This is a genomic window from Methylotetracoccus oryzae, from assembly GCF_006175985.1.
Lineage (GTDB): Bacteria > Pseudomonadota > Gammaproteobacteria > Methylococcales > Methylococcaceae > Methylotetracoccus > Methylotetracoccus oryzae.
The window spans coordinates 57,021-78,650 of the sequence record NZ_SRSH01000019.1; the positions used below are offsets into that span (position 1 = coordinate 57,021).

Here is a 21,630-nt window from a genome sequence, read left to right on the forward strand (position 1 = left end):
GGTAAGGAGTCGGTCGCGGTCATTCATCGCGACGGAGGCTTAACAGCGAATGCCGTGCCAGGTTCTGAAGTGGCCATTAAGGCGCAATAAATACAGTCGCTTGGAGCATCGTGGATAACGCTTCAAAGCGTTGCCAGGGGCCGGCCCGGCCACGAATCGTTGAGGGCAGCCACCAGATTTGGTGGGGGGTATTGCGGAACCGGGTAAGATGGCGGCCTAGACACCGGAACCCGCCCGCCTATGTCCCAGGCCTCCCCACTAGCCTCGCCAGAATCCCGAAACTCCGCCGATCCCAGCGAATTCGCCACCCTGCGTGCCCTGGTGGAAGGCACGGCCCAGGCCATTGGCGAGGACTTCTTTCGGGCCCTGGTAGGCAACCTGGCCCGGGCAACGGGTGTGACCGGCGCCTTCGTCGCGGAATTCGCCGATGAGAAGACCCGAGCCCGCTCCCTGGCCTACTGGAACAACGGGGCGTTTCTCGACACCCAGGAATGGGAACTCGCCGGTACGCCCTGCGAGATCGTCCTGAGTGGCGAGTTCTGCCATTACCCGGCGGCCGTTTCGGCCCGGTTTCCAAAAGAGGAAGGCGTGGAGAGCTACCTGGGGGTACCGCTGCGCGATGCGGACGACCAGATCCTCGGGCACCTGGCCATCTTCGATCGCCAGGAAATGCCCGCCGAATCCCGGCTGCTCTGCACCTTCCGGATCTTTGCGGCGCGGGCCGCCGCCGAGCTGTCACGCCTCCGGATGATGGAGCGCTTGCGGGAAAGCGAGGAGCGCTTCCGGGATCTTTTCGAAGAGGCTCCCATCGCCTACGTTCACGAGGACCTGGACTCCCGTTTCCTCAGCGCCAACCGGGCAGCCATGCGCATCCTCGGCATCGGACCGGAAGACGTGCCAGGCTTTCTGGGCCGCTCCCTGGTGCCGGACTCACCCGACGCACAGCGCCGGGTTCAGGAGGCGTTAGGCACCATCGGCCAGGATACGGGCGATACCGGCACGGTGCTGGAACTCCGGCGGAAGGACAATGGCCGACCGGTATGGATTCAATGGTGGTCGAAGCCCGATCCCCGCGGCCGGACGACCCGGACCATGTTCATCGACATCACCGAACGGGTTTTGATGGAACAGGAACAGGCCCGGCTCAAGGCGCAGAATCGTTATCTGAAGGAGGAAATTCAGGAGACCCACAATATCGAAGGGATCGTCGGCCAGAGCCCCGCGATTCGCGCACTGCTCGCCCACATCCGCCGGGTCGCAAGCACCGACGCCTCGGTACTGATCCAGGGAGAGTCGGGTACCGGCAAGGAATTGGTCGCGCGCGCCATCCACGCCGCCAGCCCGCGGCGCGACAAGCCCCTGGTCAAGCTCAATTGTGCCGCCCTGCCCACGGGACTGGTGGAAAGCGAGCTATTCGGCCATGAAAAAGGCGCCTTTACCGGAGCCCTCGCCAGGCGCATCGGGCGCTTCGAACTGGCGCACGGCGGCACCATCTTTCTCGACGAAATCGGCGAAATCCCGTTGGAAGTCCAGGTCAAGCTGCTGCGCGTGTTACAGGAGCGGGAGTTCGACCGCATCGGCGGCAAGGCACCGATCGCCGTCGACGTGCGCGTGATCGCCGCCACCAATCGCGACTTGCTACAGGCGGTGACCGAGAAGACCTTCCGCGACGACCTGTACTACCGCCTCAATGTCTTTCCGATCGCGACCCCACCGCTCCGGGAGCGCCTGGAGGACATTCCGTTGCTGGCCCAATTCATGATCGACAAGTTCGGGCCGCGCCTCGGCAAACACATCGACGGCATCGGCGCAAACTCTCTGCATCGGTTACAGGCCTACCGGTGGCCCGGCAATATCCGTGAACTGGAGAACGTCATCGAGCGGGCGATCATTCTTGCCGAGGGTCCGCGCCTCGAAATCGAGGCCGAGATGCTGCCCGGTTCGGCGGCGGCGGGAACCGCGGCACATCCCGCGCCGAGCCCCGCACTCGAGGACGTCGAGCGCGAGCATATCGCCGCCGTGCTGAAGGGGACGGGTGGCATCATCGAAGGTCCTAGCGGAGCGGCACGAATCTTGGGCTTGCATCCGAGCACCTTGCGTTATCGGATCAAAAAGCTCGGGCTCAGATAAGTGCTGTGAAGTGCCGCCGGGCGTCCGCGCGCGCTGCCGCGATGATGCAATCAAGCCTATCCTGCTGTTCTGAAAGGCGTATCGCGAACCTGTGGTCAAGACCGATCCTGTCCGGCCCATGGCTCTGGCCTGTCTGGGGGCCAAAGGACAAGTTCGCGCGCCACAGACACGCCCCATCAGCTTCATCGTGGCTCAGACAGCCCATAGGCGACCTGGGTATAACGCGGATTGCGGTGATCCCGCAGCGGCAACTAAGGGGCCTTCTCTCCCAGGCAGATTCCGATACGGCGAGCGCTTTCGAGCCAGGGGTGATCGACTGGCACGTATTTGAGCTTGCCGACGATGTCCTTCAACGGCACTGCCTCGGTGTGGTCGCCCCGCGCCGCCACCAAAACCCCGAAGTGACCCTGAGAAATCAGGGCCGCGCAGGCCGTGCCCAGCCGCGTGGCCAGCACGCGATCGGCAGGGGTCGGTGTGCCGCCGCGCTGCACGTAACCCAGGATCGTGACGCGTGATTCGAGCCCGGTCAGTTCCTCCAGTTGCTGTGCCAGCCGCAGGGTATGGTCGGTTCGCGTTGACTCCCATTCGAGCAGTCGGGCCTTTGCCTTAACCGCCGCCGCACCGTGCTTGTCCTTGCCCAGCGGCTTCTGCGCTTCGTGAAGTTCCCTGGCCATTTGTTGCGACTGGGCGCCCTCGGCCACGGCCACGATGCTGAAGCGCTTGCCGCGCCGCACCCGCTGCAGCAGCGCGGCAGCGACGGCGTCAACGTCGTAGGCAATCTCCGGAATCAGCACCACGTCGGCCCCGCCACCTATCCCGGCGCCGAGGGCCAGCCAGCCCACCTTGTGTCCCATGGTCTCCACGACGATGATGCGGTGATGACTGTGGGCTGTGCTGTGCAAGCGATCGACGGCTTCAGTGGCGATACTCAGGGCCGTGTCATAGCCGAACGAAATGTCAGTCCCGTAGATGTCGTTGTCGATGGTCTTCGGGAGGTTGATGACGTTGATCCCCTTCTGCGCCAGACGGTAGGCATTCTTTGCGGTACCGGCGCCGCCCAGGCATACCAGGGCATGCAGGTGATGCTGATGGTAGACCTCGATCATCGCATCGGTCATATCCAGTACCTTGCCGCCGACCGGCATCTTGTGCGGTTTGTCGCGGCTGGTGCCGAGTATGGTCCCGCCGACGGTGAGGATGCCCGATAACGCGTCGCCATCGAGCGCGATGGTGCGATTCTCCATCAGGCCTCGAAAGCCGTTCTGGAAGCCCACGACATTCCAGCCGTAATGGTCGACCGCGGTCTTTCCCACGGCGCGGATAGCGGCATTGAGGCCAGGACAGTCCCCGCCCGCCGTGAGAATACCGATGGATTTCGTCATGCGAACTCTCCCTTATCTCGATGGCTGGTCATCGACTTTAGCACCCTCGCATTGCATTCAGCCGCGAGCATGCCAGCGGAAAAGGGAAACAATGACGCCAGTCCTGAGGGGCCGACGCCGCGCCGCCATGGGCAAGCACCTCGCGCACGCGGCGTGCGGGGCTCGGACCTACCCACCCGCACCGCCCGTGCGCTGGCGCGGGAGCGCCCGCCGAGCGCTCCCCGTCTCAGGCGAAGATGCCTTGCCCGGGTGTCAGTGTGTGGTTCCGATCGAACGCCTGCTTCAGCGCCTGCACCTTTGCCCACTGCGGCCCGTAGTGCGCCTGCCAGTCGGACACCGCGAACGGGATACTGCTGATCGGGTACTTCTTGGCGCCGAGTGCGGCAGCGGCGTCATAGATGGAACGATTCAGCTGCACGAGCGAGTCGGCCACGCCGGGGATGGGCGGTGCGGTGCGCAGGATGTCGAAAAGGAAGATGACCGGCTCGTCCGGCACCATGAACAACGGGCGGGTGAGTTTGCGGCGCGGAAAGGGGTAGAACAGCATTGGGTCCTGGGTGTCCGGCGACACGGAAGCAAGCGCGAGCCGGGCGACGTCGGCGGCCTCGCTCGCCGGGACCAGAAGATCGATCCAGGGGTGGGGGAAGGCCCAGACACCGATCTGCTGCAGGAAGGCGACCGTCGGTTCGAGCCGGCGCAGCCATCCGTCGTAGGTCAGATCCTCGATGCTCGAGGTGTCGAACGACAGGTCGGCGAGCAAGCTGGCATCATCGGGCGCCGAACGCCGCGACGCGGGAGAGAACCAGACGGCGGCCTCGACCATGTACTGGAATCCTCCCGCGCCGTTGGGCAGGACTTGCCCCTCCAGGTAGTCGAACCGAGCGTCCTCGGCCAGGAAGGTCTGGTCCGCGACGTACTGGTCCAGATCGGCGTAGTACAGACGGTAGACGCGCGCGTTTTTCTTCGCCCGCTCCAGCGCGAGGGTGGCCCCGACTATGATCCCATACTGCCCGAGCCCGCCCAGGACGGCCTCGAAGAGCGCGCGGTTCCTGCGCCCTGAGCACTGGACCAGCCGACCGTCGCCGGTCACTACGTCGAGCGCGAGAGCATTGTCGACCTGCACGCCCTTGCGGTGCGTCGCCCCACCGATACCGCCGACGCTGAGGGTGCCGCCAATGGAAAGGTCGAGGTAATCCGTCAGCACGGGGGGCGTCAGGTCCCTGGCCAGCGTGGCGGCCAGGAGGGCGTTCCAGGTCACGCCCGCATCGACCGTAACACGGTCGTCCTCGATCTCGTGGATGGCCGCCAGCGTGCGCGAATCGATCACGATGCCGCCGGCAACCTGCGCCTGTCCGTAGGTCGAGTGGCCCTGTCCGCGCATCGCCACCTTCAGGCCGTTACGGTTGGCGTACTTGACCAGCTTGACGATATCCTTGACCGAGGCGGGGCGTAACACGGCGATGGGCGCCCGGGAAACGATGTGGCCGAAGTCGTCGGCCGCCTCGGCTAGCGCCTCCGGATCGACGGTCAGTTCGCCATCGAGTTCCGGGACTGGAATCGCCTGCGGGTACGCCGCTTCGGCGGCGGTCAGCCAGGACCGGCGGGTTGGATCGAAGGCGGCGACGGTGAGCGCCGAGATGGTCGCAATGAAGGTTCTTCTCTGCATACGGAAAGCCTCTCCCCCTATTGACTAAGCCGTTCGTATTAGAACTGATCGCTAGCGACCAGTGGCCGGAACATAAGCCCGACTTGATACCTTGTCAACGAGCGAGGTCGACTCCGAACCTTGGCTCAGCGGCCACTTCTGGCTCGGACGGGTAAAAGCCGGATAATGGGAGACTGCTCGCACGGCTATACAGCCGGCGGCCGTTCTTGTCGCCGTGCTCTGCGGCGCGGTGCGACTATCCGCCAATATCGCGTTCCCACTCGCCCCTCAGAAACGGGCATGATTTCCGGGTAAGTGGCCTGCGACATTCAATAAAGCGAGGACCCCACCATGAATCAGCCTATCGAACCCCGCCCGCCGTTTCCGCCGTTCACGCCTGAAACCGCGGCACAGAAGGTCAGACTGGCCGAGGATGCCTGGAACAGCCGCGACCCGCAGCGCGTGGCCCTCGCGTATACGCCCGACAGCGAATGGCGGAACCGCGCCGAATTCCCAAAGGGCCGCGAGCAAATCATTGAGTTCCTGACCCGCAAATGGGCACGGGAACTGGAGTACCGGCTGATCAAGGAACTGTGGGCCTGCGCCGGCGACCGGATTGCCGTGCGCTTCGCGTATGAGTGGCGGGACGATTCCGGTCACTGGTTCCGGTCGTACGGCAACGAGAACTGGGCCTTCGACGCGCATGGCCTGATGCGCCGCCGGTACGCCAGCATCAACGATTTGCCGATCACCGAGTCCGAGCGCAAGTTTCATTGGCCGCTGGGCCGCCGTCCGGACGAGCATCCGGGCTTGAGTGAGCTGGGTTTGTAAACCGGGTTGGAGATGCCCGGCTGTCGACGGTCCCGGCAACGCCGGAGAAACTCTGAACCAATCCCATCCTGGCCTTGCTCAGTGCCGGTGCGTCCCGGTGTCGCGGGAAGCTCGGCATAGATCGGAGCTTCCCTAGCGGGCGCAGCAGGACTCTCGCCGTTGGACCGGCGGGCACGGCACCGACCCATACGAGCAGAACACGCAGCAATCGCCTGGCTTCGGTTTCAGCAGCGTACGGCAGCCCTTGCACTCGTAGAAGAACTGGCAGGCATCGGTCGGCATGGTTTCCGTTGCGGCATGCCCGCAGTGCGGGCAGGTGATCGTCGATTCCAGAACGAGGCCGTTCATTTCCCCTCCCCTCTGACGCCGGATGGATAGCCCGCGGCGGTGGTCGCTGCGGTCGATTGCCCGACGGATCTACGCCGTCGTCCCGCTAAGGGTCGATGATCACACGATACGCGGCGACGGGCTTGTTGCCATCAAGAAGTTGCCATCAGCGCCGACGGCATCGAGGCTGATCGTCCCGGATAACTCTCAAGCCACCCAGGCGCGCCGGGCAAACACGCTCTTGCCACAACCCAACCGCGCCAGCATGCGGATGGCTGTTCCATTCGTGCAAGGTGCGCAGTAAAAGTACGTCCTATGTCACGTACGTTACATCAGGCGTACATTTATTGGACTCTCAAACTCCCAAGTGTCCCCGAGCGGAGGGATCGACATGAAAGCAAATCCGGGGGGTCAGATCGACCTTAGTGAAGTGGTTGGTCGCGACAACGTTATCCAGCAAATCTGGGACATCCTCTATTAGCAGTCGATCTGTATCAATGCCGAGCGGCGCATCGGCAAGACAACGGTCATCAAGAAACTTCGCACCGAACCGCGCAGCAACTGGGTTCCGATCTTTCAGGACCTGGAGCAGTACCACACCGCGCTCGATTTCGCTCTGGCCGTCTACCATGAGGTAGAGCGCTTTCTCTCCGCGCGCCAGCGTACCAGCCGCAAGACCTGGGCGTTCCTCAAGACAGTCGGCGGGACGGAGATTGGAGGCGTCTTCCGGCTGCCGCAGTTCGGAGCACAGCCGCACTGGAAAGACCTGCTCGGCCACGCCGTCCACGAACTGGTCGATGAACAGGAGAAACGCGACGGGCGCCCGCTATTCCTGTGGGACGAAGTGCCCTACATGCTCGCCAGCATCTGTTCGCGCGAGGGCGAGACGGTCGCCATGGAAGTGCTGGATACACTGCGCGCATTCCGGCAGGATCAGGGTGACAAGGGCCTCCGGATGGTTCTGACCGGGTCGATCGGGATCCATCACGTCATCCGCAGCCTGAAAGGACAGAACTACGCCAACGCGCCGCTCAATGACACGTATTCGCTTGAGATCCAGGTGCTGGAATCGGCGTCGGCCATCGACCTGGCAACGAAACTGCTGAAGGGGGAGGCCATAACGGCAACGGAGCCATCTCAGGTTGCCGAGGCGATCGCTCAGGCTTCGGATGGCTTCCCCTTTTACATCCACCACATCGTCAAAACACTCAAGTTATCGGGCCGGGAGGCGACACGAGAGGCTGTCGATCAGATCGTGACGCGTCAGTTGCTCGCTCCCAATGATCCATGGGAGTTGAATCACTACCGCGATCGGATCCCGGTCTACTACGGCAAAGACCATGAGGCTGCCGTACTCGGCATCCTCGACGGCATTGCGGTCCGTGCGGATCCCGTTTCCGTCAGTGAACTGCTCAACGAATTGAAGGGCATGGGCGTCCGATGTAACCGCGAGCAACTCATCGGTTTGCTCAGGAGCATCGAGCAGGATCATTACCTCTCTCGGGACGACCTGGGCCGTTTCCGGTTCCGGTTCCCGCTGCTGCAGCGATGGTGGAAACTCTCCCGAGGCCTTTGAGCCGCTCCCAAGTCATGAACGATCACACTTTTCTTTCCGTATTCACGCCCAGTCGCACGGCTCCCGAGGATCTCGAATCCATCTTCGTCCAGCGGCAGGAAATATTGGCGGATGCGGTGGAGCGGATCCACGAAAGCGCGACCACCCCCAACAAACACCACCTGTTGTTCGTCGGACCGCGCGGCACCGGCAAGACGCACCTGATCACACTGCTGGTCCATCGCCTCGGGAGTGACGTCGAACTCCGTGACCGCTTGCACATCGCTTGGCTGAACGAGGACGAGACGAGCACCACCTTGCTGGAATTTCTGCACCGGATCTATCTGGCTCTCGTCAGACGGTACCACGAGAGCTACAGCGAGGCATCGCTGGAGCCAATCTACGATCTGGACCCCATCACCGCCGAAAGCCAACTCGGGAGGCTCCTAAGGGAACAACTGAAGGACCGGACCCTGCTGGTGGCCGTGGAGAATCTTGATGCCTTGTTTCAGGGACTGGGTGAGTCCGGTCAGCAACGGCTTCGAGCCTTCATTCAGGAACATCCCATCCTGTCCATCGTCGCCACTGCGCAGCGGCTCGTGGATGACATCGCCAAACGCAAGAGTGTGTTCTTCGGTTTTTTTCAAACCGAGCTGCTCGACACGCTGACGGTTGAAGAGGCGGCTGAACTGCTAGGCAAAATCGCCGCGCTGAAACAGCAACCGGACCTTGCGGCATTCTTGCGCAGCCCGCGCGGACGCTCGCGGATTCGCGCCCTGCATCACCTGTCGGGCGGCAACCACCGCATCTACATCGTCCTGTCTCAATTCATCACGAGCGACAGTGTCGAAGCCCTGGTAGGGCCGTTTTCAAGGATGATCGACGAGATGACGCCCTACTATCAGGAGCGCATCCGCTGGCTTCCGCCGCTGCAGCGCAAAATCGTCGAGTATCTTTGCACCCGCGAACGCCCCACCCCCGTCAAGGATCTGGCCCGGCGGCTCTTCGCCAGCCCTCAGTCCATCTCCGGGCAACTCAAGGACCTTCGCGCCAACGGCTATGTCCAGGCCGCCCAGCGGGGGCGCGAATCGCTGTACGAGATTGCCGAACCCCTGATGCGAATCTGCGTCGAGGTCAAGGAGAATCAAGCCGGCACGCCATTGCGCCTGTTGGTGGACTTCTTGCGGGTCTGGTACGACGCCGATGATCTTGCGGCCCGCCCGCGAGGGTGCGACCACGGAGGCCTGGACCGCCGGTATCTGGGAGCCGCGATCGAAAGGAACGCGCTGCACGCTGAAGAGGATCTCAAGGCAGCGCTGTCGACAAGTGAAGCGCCTCCGTCGCTGCATGTGGACGCTCGGATCACTCTGACCGAGATTCGCATTGCATCCGGCCGTTGGAGCGCCGCGATCGCCACACTCACGGAAGGTCTGACTGACGGTGCCTCGGGGTCCTCCCCGTATTTCGGCAATGCCGACGGCATCGTGGCGGCGCTCTTCGCCAGCACGCTCACTCCCGGCATCCGCCGGGAACGGGTCGGTGAACTGACGCGGATCTATTCGGAACACAACGCGCTCGCCCACCTGGGCCGGGCACTGATCAAGCATCTGGGCTCGCTTTATTGCTCCGCGGAGGGACTGCCGGCCTCCGACAACCTGGAGCTATGGGCACAGTGCTGGCAAGAAGCCGGGCGGGACATGGACGCCTTCCGGATCCCCCTCCGCATATTTCGCACGGCTGTCGATTTTCTCAAGTCCGGGGGGAAGGACCGCGGGACCCTGCTGGACCTGAATCAGGAGGAGCGCGGGATTCTTGAACAGGCATTGGGCCTCGAGGCCGCTAAGGTGTGATTCGTCGTCCAGCGACCCCCTGGATGGCTCCAGCGGGACATCGCGCGGCAGCCCGGTGTACAGGTTACGAGCGGCGAGCTCATGCGCGTTTCGGGGGCCGAACCTTATGCCAGATAGAGCTGCGCTGCGAGCAAAAAACAGGGGCTGGCTATTTTTCCGCTATCGTCCGCTTTCTCCGGCCGCCCCTGCGGCACAAGCTTGGCGCGCCGGCCCGCGATCGCCTCGAGGAGCGGCCTGACGATGATCACCGTGCTGGGATGACGCTGCAGCGCCTTCGGCCAGTCAAAGCGCCGAAGACGAGCCGACGAGCCATCGTGGGTAAGGATGAACCCGGGTGGCTTCGTCCCGACACAGGACTGTGACCTACGCCTTTACCGCCCCGTTTGTCGCTGCCCGGCTCTGACTTCAGAAAAAGTATCGCTTGAAGATCAGCACATGATCGATCGAGCCCACATACTCCCAGCCCTCGGCAACGGCTCGATCCATGGTCTTCTGCACTTCCAGCGCAGTTGTCACTTCCACACACTGATAGCGTTTGTTGACCACGGCGTGCGCCGACGAGATCAACCGGTCGCTCACGTTCAGCAACAACAGGGCGGCGATGATTGCCAGTAGTACATTCCGGATACGGTCTTGGCGCATGGTGACTCCCTTTTGAGTAGAGGCCCGAAAGCGGTTTCGGTGCCGTGGTTCGAACCAACGAGACGCTGCGCTCGAAGGTCGACGCTGTCAACACTCGGGCCGCACAACGCGTCCGGACACCTCGAAGCTCAGGAACCAAGCACCAACGGCTGCCACTGCGCGATTCGCGCGATCCCGGCGCACCAGGACCGGGGCAGCCATCCGTCGTAGGTCGAATCTTCCATGGTCGAGGTATCGCAGGACAGGCAGTCGAGCAATCGGGCGTCCTCCGGCACCGCATGCCGTCAGAATGCCACCCAGGACAGTCGATCTCCAATACCCGTTTGCCTGAGGGATTGGCAGGATTCGAGGGGCGATTGTCATTGCCGGAATTTGTTCCGGATGGAAACATTCCAGCCTCGGCGAGATCGGCCCCGGATACGAGCCGGATGCCGCCGAGCGACAGAACCCAGAAAACGAAGGAGGCGTATCGTGGTGAACCATCTTTTCGTGCCAGAGGCGGATACCCCCGACGCGAAGGTCAAGCGGATCGGTATCGTCGCATTCGATGGGGTCGAACTCCTCGACCTGACCGGTCCGCTCGATGTATTTGGGATGTCCGCGCTCGGTCTGCTAAAGGCCGGCGTGGTGTCTGAAACACCCTACCCGATCGAAGTCCTGGCCAGGCAGCCAGGCCTGATCACCTCATCATCGGGCCTCAGGCTCCATGCCGACAGCGCCTACGGCCAATTGAGGGACGATCTCGACACACTCCTGATACCCGGCTCCCCGGACATCAGCGCCGTACTGGCCGATCCGGGCTTGATCGCATGGGTGCGCGCAATGTCGACCCGGGTCAGGCGACTCGTCTCGATATGTACCGGTGCTTTCCTGCTCGCGGAGGCCGGCCTGCTGGACGGCCTCCGCGCGACCACGCACTGGGCGTTCTGTGACCGCTTTGCCCACGATTACCCGGCGGTCTCGGTGGAACCGGACCGCATCTTCTTGCGCGCTGGCCACATCGCCACATCCGGCGGAATCACCTCGGGCATCGATCTGGCCTTGTCGCTGGTCGAGGAAGACTGGGGGCGGGAGGCCGCGCTGCTGACCGCGCGCTACCTGGTCGTGTTCCTCAAGCGGCCGGGCGGGCAGTCGCAGTTCAGCGGCTTCCTGGTCAGCGAGGCTACCAAGAATGCCGACCTTCGCGAGTTGCAGCTCTGGATCATGCAAAATCCCGCGGAGCAGCACAGCGTCGACGCGCTGGCCGCTCGCGTCGCGATGAGTCCTCGCAATTTCGCGCGGGTGTTTCAACTGGAGACGGGACTCACACCGGCCAAGTTCGTCGAGAAGGCCCGCATCGACGCCGCGCGTCATCTGCTGGGCACGACCGACAGTCGCATCGAATCCGTTGCCGTCAAGGCGGGCTTCGGCGATGCCGAACGGATGCGCCGTGCCTTCCTGCGCAATCTCGGTGTCAACCCGGTGAACTATCGCGAACGCTTCACCTCCCCTGGCCAGGAACCGCCACCGCTCGCGGTCGATCGACTCGACGCGACGATCCGCGCCCAGATGACCGGCTTCTGACGACGCCCGGGGACACCTGGGCGTCCTTTCTCCGACGACACCACAACGACAAGGACAAGGGGGTTACATCATGCGCATCCTGCTGCTTTCCAGCGCTTACAACAGCCTGACGCAACACGCCCACGTGGAACTGAAGGGCCTGGGCCACTGGGTCGGTGTCGCCGTCGGTACCACGGGCGACGCCATGCGCGAGGCGGTCGCGCAGTTCGAACCGGACCTCGTGCTCTGTCCGATGCTGGCCCAGGTGATCCCGCGGGATGTCTGGGAACGGTACACCTGCCTGATTCTGCATCCCGGGATCGTCGGCGATCGCGGCGGCAACTCGCTCGATTGGGCGATCCTGAACGACGAACAGCGTTGGGGCGTTACGGTCGTGCAGGCCGCGGAGCATGTCGACTCCGGCTCGATCTGGGCGACCTACGAATTCCGGATGCGCCCCGCGAGCAAAAGCAGCCTTTACCGTGACGAGGTGACGCAGGCCGCCGTGAAGGCAATGTTGGTCGCCGTCCGACGTTTCGACAGTGGCCTGTTCGTGCCGGCGCCACTGGATTACTCGAAGACGGGTGTTCGCGGGCGTTATCGCCCGTTGGTCAAGACCGCCGAACGGCAGATCGATTGGGCGAACGACCCGGTCGCGACGATACTGCGCAAGGTGCGTTGCGGCGATGGCGCGCCGGGGGTTCTGGATGAGATCGGTGGCATGCCGGTTTATCTCTATGGCGTCCACGAGGAGGGTTCGCTGATCGGCCGCCCGGGACAGATCATCGCACAACGCCACGGAGCGATCTGCCGCGCCGCGGTTGATGGGGCGGTCTGGATCTCCCACCTGAAGCGCAAGGGCGAGCACGCTGACGACTTCTTCAAGCTGCCCGCGGCCATGGTCGTAGCCGATCAACTGGGCCAGGTGCCCGAACTGCCGATCGCGATCGATGCGGAAACGAACACGGCGACGTTTCGCGACATCTGGTACGAGGAACACAATGACGTCGGGTATGTGCACTTTCGCTTCTATAACGGCGCGATGGGCACCGATCATTGTCGGCGCCTGGAACAGGCGATGCTCCACGCACGTCAGCGGCCGACGAAGGTCATCGTGCTGTTCGGCGGGCAGGATTTCTGGTCGAACGGCATCCACCTGAATCTGATCGAAGCGGCGGCGGATCCGGCCGAGGAGTCCTGGAACAACATCAACGCGATGAACGATTTCGTACGGAGCCTGTTGACCGCGACAGATCATCTGACCATCGCGGCGATGTACGGTAGCGCCGGAGCCGGGGGCGTCATGATGGCGCTGGGGGCGGACCGAGTCCTGGCGCGGGAGGGCATCGTGCTGAATCCCCACTACAAGGGCATGGGCGGGCTGTACGGGTCGGAGTACTGGACCTATTCCTTACCGGCGCGCGTCGGCGACACGCTGGCCGAGCGTCTGACCGAACAGTGCCTGCCGCTGGGCATTCATGAAGCCAGGGCGATCGGCCTGATCGATGATGTGATCCTCCAGGACGATCTCGGCCACAATGCCTTGGGGCGCTTCAACGAGCAGATCCGGCGGATGGCCGAGCATCTGGCGCACAGTCCGTCTTTCGACGCGCTGCTCGCCGCGAAACGCGATCGACGCCGCTTCGACGAGCAGGTGAAGCCGTTGGAGTCCTATCGTCGAGCCGAACTCGCCGAGATGAAACGGAACTTCTGGGGCGACGACCCCAGCTATCACCTGGCCAGGACCGCATTCGTTCGCAAGCAGCCGCGGCCGGCTCATTTGAAATGCGCGGTCGCACTGGAAGCCGTCTGCCGCAATCCCGGTTGTGAGCAGGCGGTGCCGCACGCCGCCAATCGCTGTGCGCTGGCTTCCAGGGGCTGGTCCGAAGGACGACCGGCAGCCTGAGACCCGTCGTCTGCGGCGGCAGACCGGGCGGGAGCGTTCCCGCGATGCGGGGATGAATCGCCAGCAGTAACCCCCGGGACACAATCCCGGGGGACCACGCCCCCGCTCGAACGCCCGCCCGATCAGCCGCTGTGCCGGTCGCTTTCCCGCTGCCCCCACCCGGACAGCCCGGACATTGACACACCCCCCGCCGCTGGCCCATTCTCGCTCCCCGGCGAGCCGGGTCGCATGCGCGTCTGTTAGTCATCCGCCCGGTCCGACGCACCCGATCGCAGGGTCCGCCGGGCAGAAAGCCACATCCCCGGCACCAACCCGGAGTCACTACATCATGCACGAATCGACGAAGTGGGCCGCGGCTCTCCTCTGCGCACTCGGCCTCCCGGCGGCGGCCTTGGCGGAAAGCCCCGCATTCAGTTGCGCGAAGGCGCAGGGACAGGTGCAGAAATTGATTTGCAGCGATGCGTCGCTGGCGGCGCTCGACCGCAAGCTGGATCAGGTCTACAAGGCCGCATCAGCCAAGGCGAAGGGCAAGCTGCTGTCGGACCTGCGCACCGAACAGCGCGGCTGGATCAAGGGTCGGGACGACTGCTGGAAGACGCAGAGCGGCTCGCCGACCTGGCTGACCGCGAGCTGGACCGCGAACTCGGTGAAGGCGTGCGTGGAAGGCCAATACAGGATCCGTACGACGGAACTGCAGTCGGTATGGCGCTTGGTGACGCCAAAGACGGTGTTCTATGCCTGCCAGAACAACCCGGCGAATGAGGTTGTGGCGAACTTCTTCGCCACCGATCCGGCGACGATACGCCTCGAACGCGGCGACCGCACCGTGACGCTGTGGCAGGTGGGACCGGTGGAGGAAGGGAAGTACGAAGGGCAGAACGTCAGCCTCGTGCACAGAAACAACGAGGTGAAGGTGAACTGGTTGAACGTCGCGACCGGCAACACCGAAGACTTGCAGTGCCGGGCGCGGTAACAGCCGGGGGGATGAACGCGACGGTGTCCGACACCGTCCGCGCCCGGATCGCGTCAAGCCTCCGCCGGCATCACCCGAGCGACCCAGCGGCGGCTCAGGCGCAACCTGGTTCTCCCGCCGTCCGTTCCAGGTCGAATTCGGCTTCTCCCAGCGTGACGATGCCCAGATAGCCATCGACCGTGATCCGGTCGCCATTGCGGATGTCGCGCATCGCCGGCTCGACGCCGCTGACACAGGGAATCCCGAGTTCGCGGGCGATGATCGCACCGTGAATCAACATGCCGCCGCGACGCTCGACGACGGCGCTCGCGAGCGGCACCAGATGCGTCATGGTCGGCTGAATGGCGTCGCAGATGAGGACGTCGCCGCGGCTGAATGCCATCAGATCGTCACTATGACGAACGAGGCGTGCCGTGCCGGCGGCCAGGCCCGGCGCCGCCGGCTGACCGATTAACTGACGTGCCCGACGCCGGCCGTTCCGCGCAGCTGCGTCATCGGCCGGTCCCGTCGCCGAACCGCGCGCGGCGATGAACACGCCGTGCTGGCTGCGGAGCGCCGCCGCGATCTCACCCGCCAGCGTCGTGCTGTAGACGAAGGCTCCGCTGCACCGTCCGCTGCGCCGGAGCCGCTCCGCACCTGCCTCCGCGGCCCGCGCGAGCTGGCTTTCCAGGCGTCCCACCAGGATGTTGTCGTCGTCACGCAAGCGCCAGCTCAGACGGGCCAGAGCGAGTAAATCGCTCGCTTCCGCTTGTCTTTTCGGACCTGCAGCGGCGAGATAGCGGCGCTCGAGCTCGACATCCGCGGCGGCCGGCACCCGGAGTGACGGCTGCGTGCCGAGTTCGAGCAGCGCATGCAGCACCATTCCGTGGCTGTCGGCCAGACGCGTGCCCTCGTAGACGAAGTCGAGATGATCCCGGCACAGCGCTTCGAAATCCGCCAGGAACGCCACACCGCCCGGAAGAGCGCGCAGCCGCTGGCGCGTTGCGTCGTTCCACGCCATCCCCCGACCCTCGAGCTCACGCAGTGCAGTCCGTAGCGCGGCATGCCCTGAGACGGCAGCGGCGAGGCGGCGCATGCTCTCGTCCCGCTGGCCGGCGAGGAAATCCTGACCCGACAGCAGCAACACGAATTCGAACGGATCCGCGGGCCGCAGCAGGTCGTTGTAGTAAACACCGAACTGACGCACGCCATGCGCGAACGGGATGAAGTCTTCGGTGTAGATGCGCGTCCAGCGTTCGACTTCGGTCAGGCGCCGGTCGATCGCCGAGGCCAGCGCGCCATCGCTCAGCGCATCCAGAGGCTCCCCGGCCAGCCGCTCGCAGGTCGCGGTCAACTCCGGAATCAGCGTTCCCACGACCCGCTCGGCGAGCCGCTGAAAACGTTCCTTCGACGGTTTCAGGGACAGATACCAGGGACGTCGGTCGTCGGGGGTCTCGTTGCGCACGGTCAGGGGCCGGGCCTGCAGTAGGATCAGTTCGCCCTCATGCCAGGTCCATTCCATATCCACCGGCCAGCCCGTCGCTTGCTCCACGGCGAGCAGCGCCGCGAGAATCGCGTCGAGCTGATCCGGTAACAGGGCCGGCGCGCTGCGGCCATCGGTGCCTCGCACGAGGCGCTGGTCGACGATCTCTCCTGTTCCCCTGTCGAGGAGCCAATGGTCCGGCTCGATGGCTCCATCGACGAGATCGCCGCACAGGGCCGGCACTGCCTCGATGACCACGCGATCCGCATCATGCCGCATCGGGTCGCGGCCGAAGGCGACGCCGGAAGGAGCGCCGCGCACGAAGGGCTGCAGCAGCACCGCCATGCGGCTACGGCGGGGGTCCAGATCGAGTTCCCTCCGGTAAAGCAGGGCCGCATCCGACCAAAGCGAAGCCCAGACCGTGCGGATGGCATCGACAACCGCGGCGCTTCCGTGAACCGGCAGCACCGATTCGTGCAGTCCGGCGAACGAGGCGGCCGGGGAGTCTTCACCGGGCGCCGACGACCTCACTGCCCAGCCGTGCGGCGCGGCCCGCTGCTGCAGGGCCCATTCCACACCGGCCACCAACGCGGCCGGAACCGGGGCACACAAAAAGGCGGAACGAATGCGCAATGCGGCGTCCCAGAGTTCCTCCCAGCGCATCGCCTCGAAGGGTTTGCGCTGCAGTTCCATGGCGATGATCGTCTTTAGCTGACTTTCCTGCACGAAGCACTCGTAGGCGTCGGCGGCGATACAAAACCCACCGACCACCGGGAAGCCTGCCTGCTTCAGGCGCGCGAGATGGGCCGCCTTGCCGCCGACCCGGTGCTCCACCCTGGCGGCGGGGCTCGTGAGGTCGATCAGCCAGTCGGGCCCGGAACCCATTGCGTGACCTCCTGAAAGCGCGCGACGTAAAAATAGCGGCAAACATCGACCCGGAAGACGGCCGTCGTCGGCGCCTTCAGAAAATCGCGCAGGTACGCGTGCCGCACACCGATCTGCGACGCCCACTCGCCGCGCGCCTGATCCTCCGCGAGTCGCATGGCGCGGCCGGTGACCGTCACCGCTTCGACCTGCATCATGTCGTCCGGATGCCGGCTGCGGCTGTCCACGACCAGGGCGATCTGCGACGATGCTTCGAGCAGCCGGTACTTTCGGGTCGTGATCGGGGTCGAAAACGCGAGTGCCGTGAGACACGGCGAATAGGCGAAGCCCACCAGGGCACCGTAGGCCTGCCCCCCGCCTTGCGTGCAGAGGACGGCAAACGGCTGCGAGGCCAGCAAGCGCCCGATCCGCTCGCCCAGTTCCGGGCTCGGATTGTCGACCGATGGGGCCGGGCTCCATTCGATCCCGGGAACGGGCTCGTCGATAATGTTCATGGCGTCATGGAGAACAATGTGATTCGGGCCGGCAATCATCCGGAGCGGCGCTCGTTCGGCCGGGAAGGGAGCCGGCTAGCAGCCTCGGGCTGCCGCACCGGGGCCGCGGGACGGCGAAGCCGTAAAGCCGCGACGGCTCCGCGCTGCGGCTAAACCTTTGCGCGGCACCCCGGTCTGACCGCTCATGCAGACCGCCATGAGACCCTTCTTGCGGAACATTGTTGCACTGATCGTCATCGGGATGCTTCTGGGCTGCACCCGCAGCCAGGATCCCGAAGCGATGTATCGGGACTATGTCGACCGACTCGTCAATGTCACCGGCTTCGAGCCGCGTTCCGTCACGGAGATGGAACCGATCCCGCCGTATCCGCGCCCCAGGGACAGCGTACTGCCCGAAGAGGAAGTTCGGGTCGGCTTTCTGACCTTGTTGTCGCTCGGCGAATGCCAACTGCTGCAGGCGGTGAGCGAGCGCAACAGTTCTCTCGGCCGCGTACAGGCCGCCAGCGGACGGCTGTTGTACGAAGCGAACTTTCTCGCCCGTATTCGCGCCTGCGAAAGCCAGTTGCTTGCCAGCCAGGACCAGGACCGAGAGTTCATCGATCAGGTGGTCGCCATCCGGCAGATCAAGGAAGCCAATCTGCCGCGTACGTTCTGGAATGCCACCTTTGGCGGCCCGGAGTTCCGCACCCTGCTGAGTACAGGCACACCACCGTTGCAGCGGCGCGAGTCGCTGGCGCTGGCGGAAACGGAACTTGCGCTGGACCGGCTCACACTGCTGGGAAAGGAATTGATGGACCATCCGGAACGCATCGCCGACGCGCCACTGGAGCAACAACTGTATGCGCTTCAGGCGCAAAAATCCGTCGGCAAGCTGCTGCACGGCCTGCAACTGAGCCGGCACTACCTGTCGCAAGCAGACGACGTGCTGCGCCAGACCGCCGACGCAAACCGGCTGTGCCCGATGGGCAAGAAAAGCCAACGCGGCGAGTATCTGTTCAACGTTTTCGTCAAGTTCTACGCGGGCGGGATACAGCCCTACCTCAGCGTGCTGCACCGACAGAGCGGTCCGCTACTCGAGCAACTCCACGCTCTGCGTCGCATCGAAACGGCGGCAGCACCAGGCACCTACGGCGACTTCTACGATCGCTGGCTCAACCCGGAGACCCGGGACGGACTTTGGCGGAGTTTCGATGCGGCGCTCAAGGACCATACACGGTCGTGGCAAACCGTGCTGACACACTGCGGCCTGATGCCGCAGGGGCCGGACGATCTTCGCTAGCGCTGGCTCGACGGCCGAATCTGCGCATTGCAGAGCCCGCTGCGGCAGGCGTGTGAGAACTGTCGGAATTCTTTACATGATGCCGTCCGCCCGAGTTGCCAGACGTCGGCAAAGGCGCGTAGAGCAAGGCGAACGGCACCGTTAGACCTAACTGGCATGCGGCGTGCTTTTGATCGTTGCGAATTGCTGTCGTCGGCCAATGCCGCGGACACAAGGACGGCTGGGCCGGTGGCTTCCCGCTCGACCGCCCGATAGTCAAAGTCCGTCATTCGACACCGTGCGACCAGCAAGACTGCCTTCTGCTCAACAACCGACCATACCAATGAACACAATCAAGACGGGATCGTTTGCAACCAGTCCGCATCGTGAGGCTCCGGCAGGCCTGCCTGTGCACCGTGGCCAATCGCTACGCGCGGCTATTCTGATGGCGCTCGCGACGGGTGCTGGCGCTGTTCATGCGGGTACCCCGCAATTCGATACTCAGGTTCCGTACACCGTGGGGCATACGCCGCGCGCGGTCGCTCTGGTGGACCTGAACCGGGACGGTCGGCTCGATTTGGTGTCCGCCGATTTCCGCGACGACCGGATCAGCATCCTGCTGGGACAGGCCGGGGGAACATTCGGCGCAGCCGCGGGCGTTCTGGTGGGCAGCACCCCCGCCCCGGCCGTGCGTGGTTCGCGGCCCTGGAATCTGGCGACCGGTGACCTCAACGCCGATGGGAAACCCGACGTGGCGACCGTCAACTGCAACAGTCTCGATGTCAGCGTGCTGCTCGGTGATGGCAACGGCGGCGTACTGCCAAAAACCGACTACCCGGTCACCACGGGTGCGCAGGACTGTCCCAAGGGTATTGCCGTCGGCGACCTGAATCGGGATGGAAAGGCCGACCTGGCCGTTGCGATCGAAGTCGGGCATGCCTTGAAGATCATGTCCGGTAATGGGGATGGCACCTTCGGGGACGCGACCGAGATCCCGGGCATCCCGGATACCGCCAGACCGTCATTCGTCACGGCGGCGGACACCAACCGCGACGGCATCCTCGATCTGTTCGTTGCCGATCAGACGTCCGCGGCGATCCTCGAGTTTCGCGGACAAGGCAACGGCACTTTCGCGGCACCGGTAAGTCACTCGGTTGGCGTGGACCCGGAGGGCATTGCCGTCGGGGATATCAACCGGGATGGCATCCTGGACATCATCACGGCCAACCAGGGTATCGACGGTCCCGGCAACTTCGGCACCCTGAGCGTTCTGCTCGGCACTGCCGATGGCAACTTTACTGCCGGCCCAACTGTGGCGCCTTCGCTCAAGGTCCGGTCGGTCGTACTCGCGGATGTCGACGCCGACGGCATCCTCGATGTGGTCACGGGCAACGGCGTCTCGGACGCGGTGAGCGTTCTGCCCGGAATCGGCGATGGCAGCTTCGGCACCCGGGTCACGATGGGTACGGGCTTCAACGCCAACGGTGTTGCGGTAGCCGACCTGAATCGCGACGGGCTGCCGGAAATTGCGACGGCCAACCAGGGCTTTCTCGGTCAGGTAACCCCACACGATGTCAGCATCCTGAAGAACCTGAGCGTCAAACCATCGGCCGGGGCCTTGCAGCGCTCGGCCAACAGCGCGACCGGCACGAACCCATCGTCGATCGCCAGCAGCGATATCGATCGCGACGGGATCCTGGATCTCATCGTCGCGAACCGCGGCAGCAACGACCTCAGCGTTCTGAAGGGCACGCGCGATGCCGCCGTATTCGGGACGCCAGGCAGGGTGACGCTGCCGGCCGAGATCACGGAACCCACATTCGTCGCGGTCGGCGACTACAGTCGCGACGGGATACAGGATATTGCCGTCGCCGGCACCGGCGGTATGGCACTGATGCTCGGCGACGGCGATGGCAACTTCGTAAGTCGGCGGACGTTCACCGACAAGTCAGTCTCAGCGGTCGCCCTGGTCGATGTGGATGCGAATGGAATGCCCGACATCGTGATGGCAAATCCGGCCGAAGACACGGTTACCGTATATCGGCGAGGAGCATCGGGAAACCTGTTTCCTGCGGCGACCTACGCAGTGGGTGACGAGCCTGTCGCGCTGAAGATTGCGGATTTGAACCGGGACGGCCGACTGGACATCGTCGTGGCCAACCGCTCGGGCAACACGGTCAGCGTGCTCAGCCAACTCCGGACCCGTCAGTTTCAGCTCGGCGCCCAGAGCCCTGCCGTCGGCACGAGCCCGCAGGCACTGGAAATCGCGGATTTCAACGGCGACGGGCGGCTCGACATTGCGGTGGCAAACCATGACAGCAGCGACGTCAGCGTCCTGATGCGGGCTCGCCGCGGAGGCTACCGAGCCGCCGTAGCGTATGACGCGGGCGCCAAGCTCACTGCCCTGACAGCGGTCGACTTGAACCTCGACGGCATCCTGGACCTGGCAATGGCGAGCGACGACGGGGCAGCGCGACGTTTGAGGATCCTGTTCGGTCGTCGCAAAGGCACGTTCGGACAGGCCGTCGGCGTGGCTGCAGGCGGCACACTTCCGGCGCTGGTCAGCGGCGATTTCAACGGCAACGGCGTACCGGATCTCGCGGTCGCAAGCGGCCCGAGAAACCTCATCAGCACCTTCTTCAGCCAGTAAGGCGAGGACAACCGCCCGCCGGTCATGCATCCGGCGGGCGGCTCTCTAGATCATCCAGACCGGCCGGTGGGTTGCCGTCTCAGCCCGGCCAACCCTTA

The 21,630-nt window shown here is 64.2% G+C and carries 17 protein-coding genes; 9 read left to right on the plus strand and 8 right to left on the minus strand.

The features are described 5' to 3' along the window. Nucleotides 1-240 precede the first annotated feature (240 nt). Nucleotides 241-2,130, plus strand: coding sequence for a sigma-54 interaction domain-containing protein (locus BWR02_RS21550; protein ID WP_139559116.1), 1,890 nt, complete (start codon nucleotides 241-243; stop codon nucleotides 2,128-2,130). Nucleotides 2,131-2,381: 251 nt separating this feature from the next. On the opposite strand, the gene BWR02_RS17065 is transcribed toward BWR02_RS21550, so the two are convergent. Continuing rightward, a complete protein-coding gene (locus tag BWR02_RS17065; RefSeq protein ID WP_139559117.1) occupies nucleotides 2,382-3,512 on the minus strand; it encodes a 6-phosphofructokinase in 1,131 nt (376 codons plus the stop codon). 226 nt (nucleotides 3,513-3,738) lie between these two features. Continuing rightward, nucleotides 3,739-5,178 carry an FAD-binding protein gene (locus tag BWR02_RS17070; protein WP_139559118.1) on the minus strand — a complete coding sequence of 480 codons (1,440 nt, stop codon included), beginning with the start codon at nucleotides 5,176-5,178 and terminating at the stop codon, nucleotides 3,739-3,741. Nucleotides 5,179-5,508: 330 nt separating this feature from the next. On the opposite strand from BWR02_RS17070, the gene BWR02_RS17075 reads away from it, so the two are divergent. Further along, complete coding sequence (locus BWR02_RS17075; protein WP_139559119.1) at nucleotides 5,509-5,988, plus strand: nuclear transport factor 2 family protein; 480 nt, start codon at nucleotides 5,509-5,511, stop codon at nucleotides 5,986-5,988. A gap of 132 nt (nucleotides 5,989-6,120) precedes the next feature. Here the strand turns inward: BWR02_RS17075 and BWR02_RS17080 are convergent, their stop codons facing one another. Both BWR02_RS17080 and BWR02_RS21110 read right to left on the minus strand, forming a co-directional pair. Next, on the minus strand, nucleotides 6,121-6,336 hold the full coding sequence (locus tag BWR02_RS17080) for a GDCCVxC domain-containing (seleno)protein (RefSeq protein WP_139559120.1): 216 nt from the start codon (nucleotides 6,334-6,336) through the stop codon (nucleotides 6,121-6,123). A 334-nt stretch (nucleotides 6,337-6,670) separates the two neighbouring features. Continuing rightward, complete coding sequence (locus tag BWR02_RS21110) at nucleotides 6,671-7,102, minus strand: hypothetical protein (RefSeq protein WP_201276305.1); 432 nt, start codon at nucleotides 7,100-7,102, stop codon at nucleotides 6,671-6,673. Between the two features lie 66 nt (nucleotides 7,103-7,168). On the opposite strand from BWR02_RS21110, the gene BWR02_RS21115 reads away from it, so the two are divergent. Further along, complete coding sequence (locus tag BWR02_RS21115) at nucleotides 7,169-7,891, plus strand: hypothetical protein (protein ID WP_201276306.1); 723 nt, start codon at nucleotides 7,169-7,171, stop codon at nucleotides 7,889-7,891. Nucleotides 7,892-7,905: 14 nt separating this feature from the next. Beyond that, entirely contained in the window at nucleotides 7,906-9,720 is a 1,815-nt protein-coding gene (locus BWR02_RS17090; protein WP_139559121.1) for an ATP-binding protein, read from the plus strand. A gap of 104 nt (nucleotides 9,721-9,824) precedes the next feature. Here BWR02_RS17090 and BWR02_RS20965 read toward each other — a convergent pair whose 3' ends face one another. Together BWR02_RS20965 and BWR02_RS17095 are read right to left on the minus strand one after the other, a co-directional pair. Beyond that, entirely contained in the window at nucleotides 9,825-9,968 is a 144-nt protein-coding gene (locus tag BWR02_RS20965; protein ID WP_162560206.1) for a hypothetical protein, read from the minus strand. A 157-nt stretch (nucleotides 9,969-10,125) separates the two neighbouring features. Beyond that, complete coding sequence (locus BWR02_RS17095) at nucleotides 10,126-10,362, minus strand: hypothetical protein (RefSeq protein ID WP_129882850.1); 237 nt, start codon at nucleotides 10,360-10,362, stop codon at nucleotides 10,126-10,128. 474 nt (nucleotides 10,363-10,836) lie between these two features. On the opposite strand from BWR02_RS17095, the gene BWR02_RS17100 reads away from it, so the two are divergent. From BWR02_RS17100 to BWR02_RS17110, 3 genes are all read left to right on the plus strand, one after another. Further along, nucleotides 10,837-11,925 (plus strand): GlxA family transcriptional regulator, encoded by a 1,089-nt coding sequence (locus BWR02_RS17100; RefSeq protein ID WP_236102367.1) that lies wholly within the window; start codon nucleotides 10,837-10,839, stop codon nucleotides 11,923-11,925. 70 nt (nucleotides 11,926-11,995) lie between these two features. Continuing rightward, nucleotides 11,996-13,810 carry a hydrogenase maturation protein gene (locus BWR02_RS17105; protein WP_139559123.1) on the plus strand — a complete coding sequence of 605 codons (1,815 nt, stop codon included), beginning with the start codon at nucleotides 11,996-11,998 and terminating at the stop codon, nucleotides 13,808-13,810. A gap of 328 nt (nucleotides 13,811-14,138) precedes the next feature. Then, a complete protein-coding gene (locus BWR02_RS17110; protein ID WP_139559124.1) occupies nucleotides 14,139-14,783 on the plus strand; it encodes a lysozyme inhibitor LprI family protein in 645 nt (214 codons plus the stop codon). Nucleotides 14,784-14,877: 94 nt separating this feature from the next. On the opposite strand, the gene BWR02_RS21120 is transcribed toward BWR02_RS17110, so the two are convergent. Together BWR02_RS21120 and BWR02_RS17120 are read right to left on the minus strand one after the other, a co-directional pair. Continuing rightward, nucleotides 14,878-17,130 (minus strand): PEP/pyruvate-binding domain-containing protein, encoded by a 2,253-nt coding sequence (locus BWR02_RS21120; protein ID WP_201276307.1) that lies wholly within the window; start codon nucleotides 17,128-17,130, stop codon nucleotides 14,878-14,880. After that, entirely contained in the window at nucleotides 17,106-17,624 is a 519-nt protein-coding gene (locus tag BWR02_RS17120; protein WP_162560207.1) for a pyridoxamine 5'-phosphate oxidase family protein, read from the minus strand. The genes BWR02_RS21120 and BWR02_RS17120 overlap by 25 nt, the downstream gene beginning before the upstream one ends. 196 nt (nucleotides 17,625-17,820) lie before the next feature. Here BWR02_RS17120 and BWR02_RS17125 point away from each other — a divergent pair, with 196 nt between their 5' ends. Together BWR02_RS17125 and BWR02_RS17130 are read left to right on the plus strand one after the other, a co-directional pair. Next, nucleotides 17,821-18,903 (plus strand): DUF3080 family protein, encoded by a 1,083-nt coding sequence (locus tag BWR02_RS17125; protein WP_162560208.1) that lies wholly within the window; start codon nucleotides 17,821-17,823, stop codon nucleotides 18,901-18,903. A 322-nt stretch (nucleotides 18,904-19,225) separates the two neighbouring features. After that, on the plus strand, nucleotides 19,226-21,532 hold the full coding sequence (locus tag BWR02_RS17130; RefSeq protein ID WP_162560209.1) for an FG-GAP repeat domain-containing protein: 2,307 nt from the start codon (nucleotides 19,226-19,228) through the stop codon (nucleotides 21,530-21,532). Nucleotides 21,533-21,630 lie beyond the last annotated feature (98 nt).

Excerpts from the sequence above, each read along its gene's own strand:
- BWR02_RS17070 (WP_139559118.1), bottom strand. The coding sequence starts at position 5,178 with ATGCAGAGAAGAACCTTCATTGCGACCATCTCGGCGCTCACCGTCGCC.
- BWR02_RS17110 (WP_139559124.1), top strand. The coding sequence starts at position 14,139 with ATGCACGAATCGACGAAGTGGGCCGCGGCTCTCCTCTGCGCACTCGGC.
- BWR02_RS17080 (WP_139559120.1), bottom strand. The coding sequence starts at position 6,336 with ATGAACGGCCTCGTTCTGGAATCGACGATCACCTGCCCGCACTGCGGG.
- BWR02_RS17125 (WP_162560208.1), top strand. The coding sequence starts at position 17,821 with ATGAGACCCTTCTTGCGGAACATTGTTGCACTGATCGTCATCGGGATG.
- BWR02_RS17130 (WP_162560209.1), top strand. The coding sequence starts at position 19,226 with ATGAACACAATCAAGACGGGATCGTTTGCAACCAGTCCGCATCGTGAG.
- BWR02_RS17105 (WP_139559123.1), top strand. The coding sequence starts at position 11,996 with ATGCGCATCCTGCTGCTTTCCAGCGCTTACAACAGCCTGACGCAACAC.
- BWR02_RS21115 (WP_201276306.1), top strand. The coding sequence starts at position 7,169 with ATGCTCGCCAGCATCTGTTCGCGCGAGGGCGAGACGGTCGCCATGGAA.
- BWR02_RS21120 (WP_201276307.1), bottom strand. The coding sequence starts at position 17,130 with ATGGGTTCCGGGCCCGACTGGCTGATCGACCTCACGAGCCCCGCCGCC.
- BWR02_RS21550 (WP_139559116.1), top strand. The coding sequence starts at position 241 with ATGTCCCAGGCCTCCCCACTAGCCTCGCCAGAATCCCGAAACTCCGCC.
- BWR02_RS17095 (WP_129882850.1), bottom strand. The coding sequence starts at position 10,362 with ATGCGCCAAGACCGTATCCGGAATGTACTACTGGCAATCATCGCCGCC.
- BWR02_RS17090 (WP_139559121.1), top strand. The coding sequence starts at position 7,906 with ATGAACGATCACACTTTTCTTTCCGTATTCACGCCCAGTCGCACGGCT.
- BWR02_RS17120 (WP_162560207.1), bottom strand. The coding sequence starts at position 17,624 with ATGAACATTATCGACGAGCCCGTTCCCGGGATCGAATGGAGCCCGGCC.
- BWR02_RS17075 (WP_139559119.1), top strand. The coding sequence starts at position 5,509 with ATGAATCAGCCTATCGAACCCCGCCCGCCGTTTCCGCCGTTCACGCCT.
- BWR02_RS17065 (WP_139559117.1), bottom strand. The coding sequence starts at position 3,512 with ATGACGAAATCCATCGGTATTCTCACGGCGGGCGGGGACTGTCCTGGC.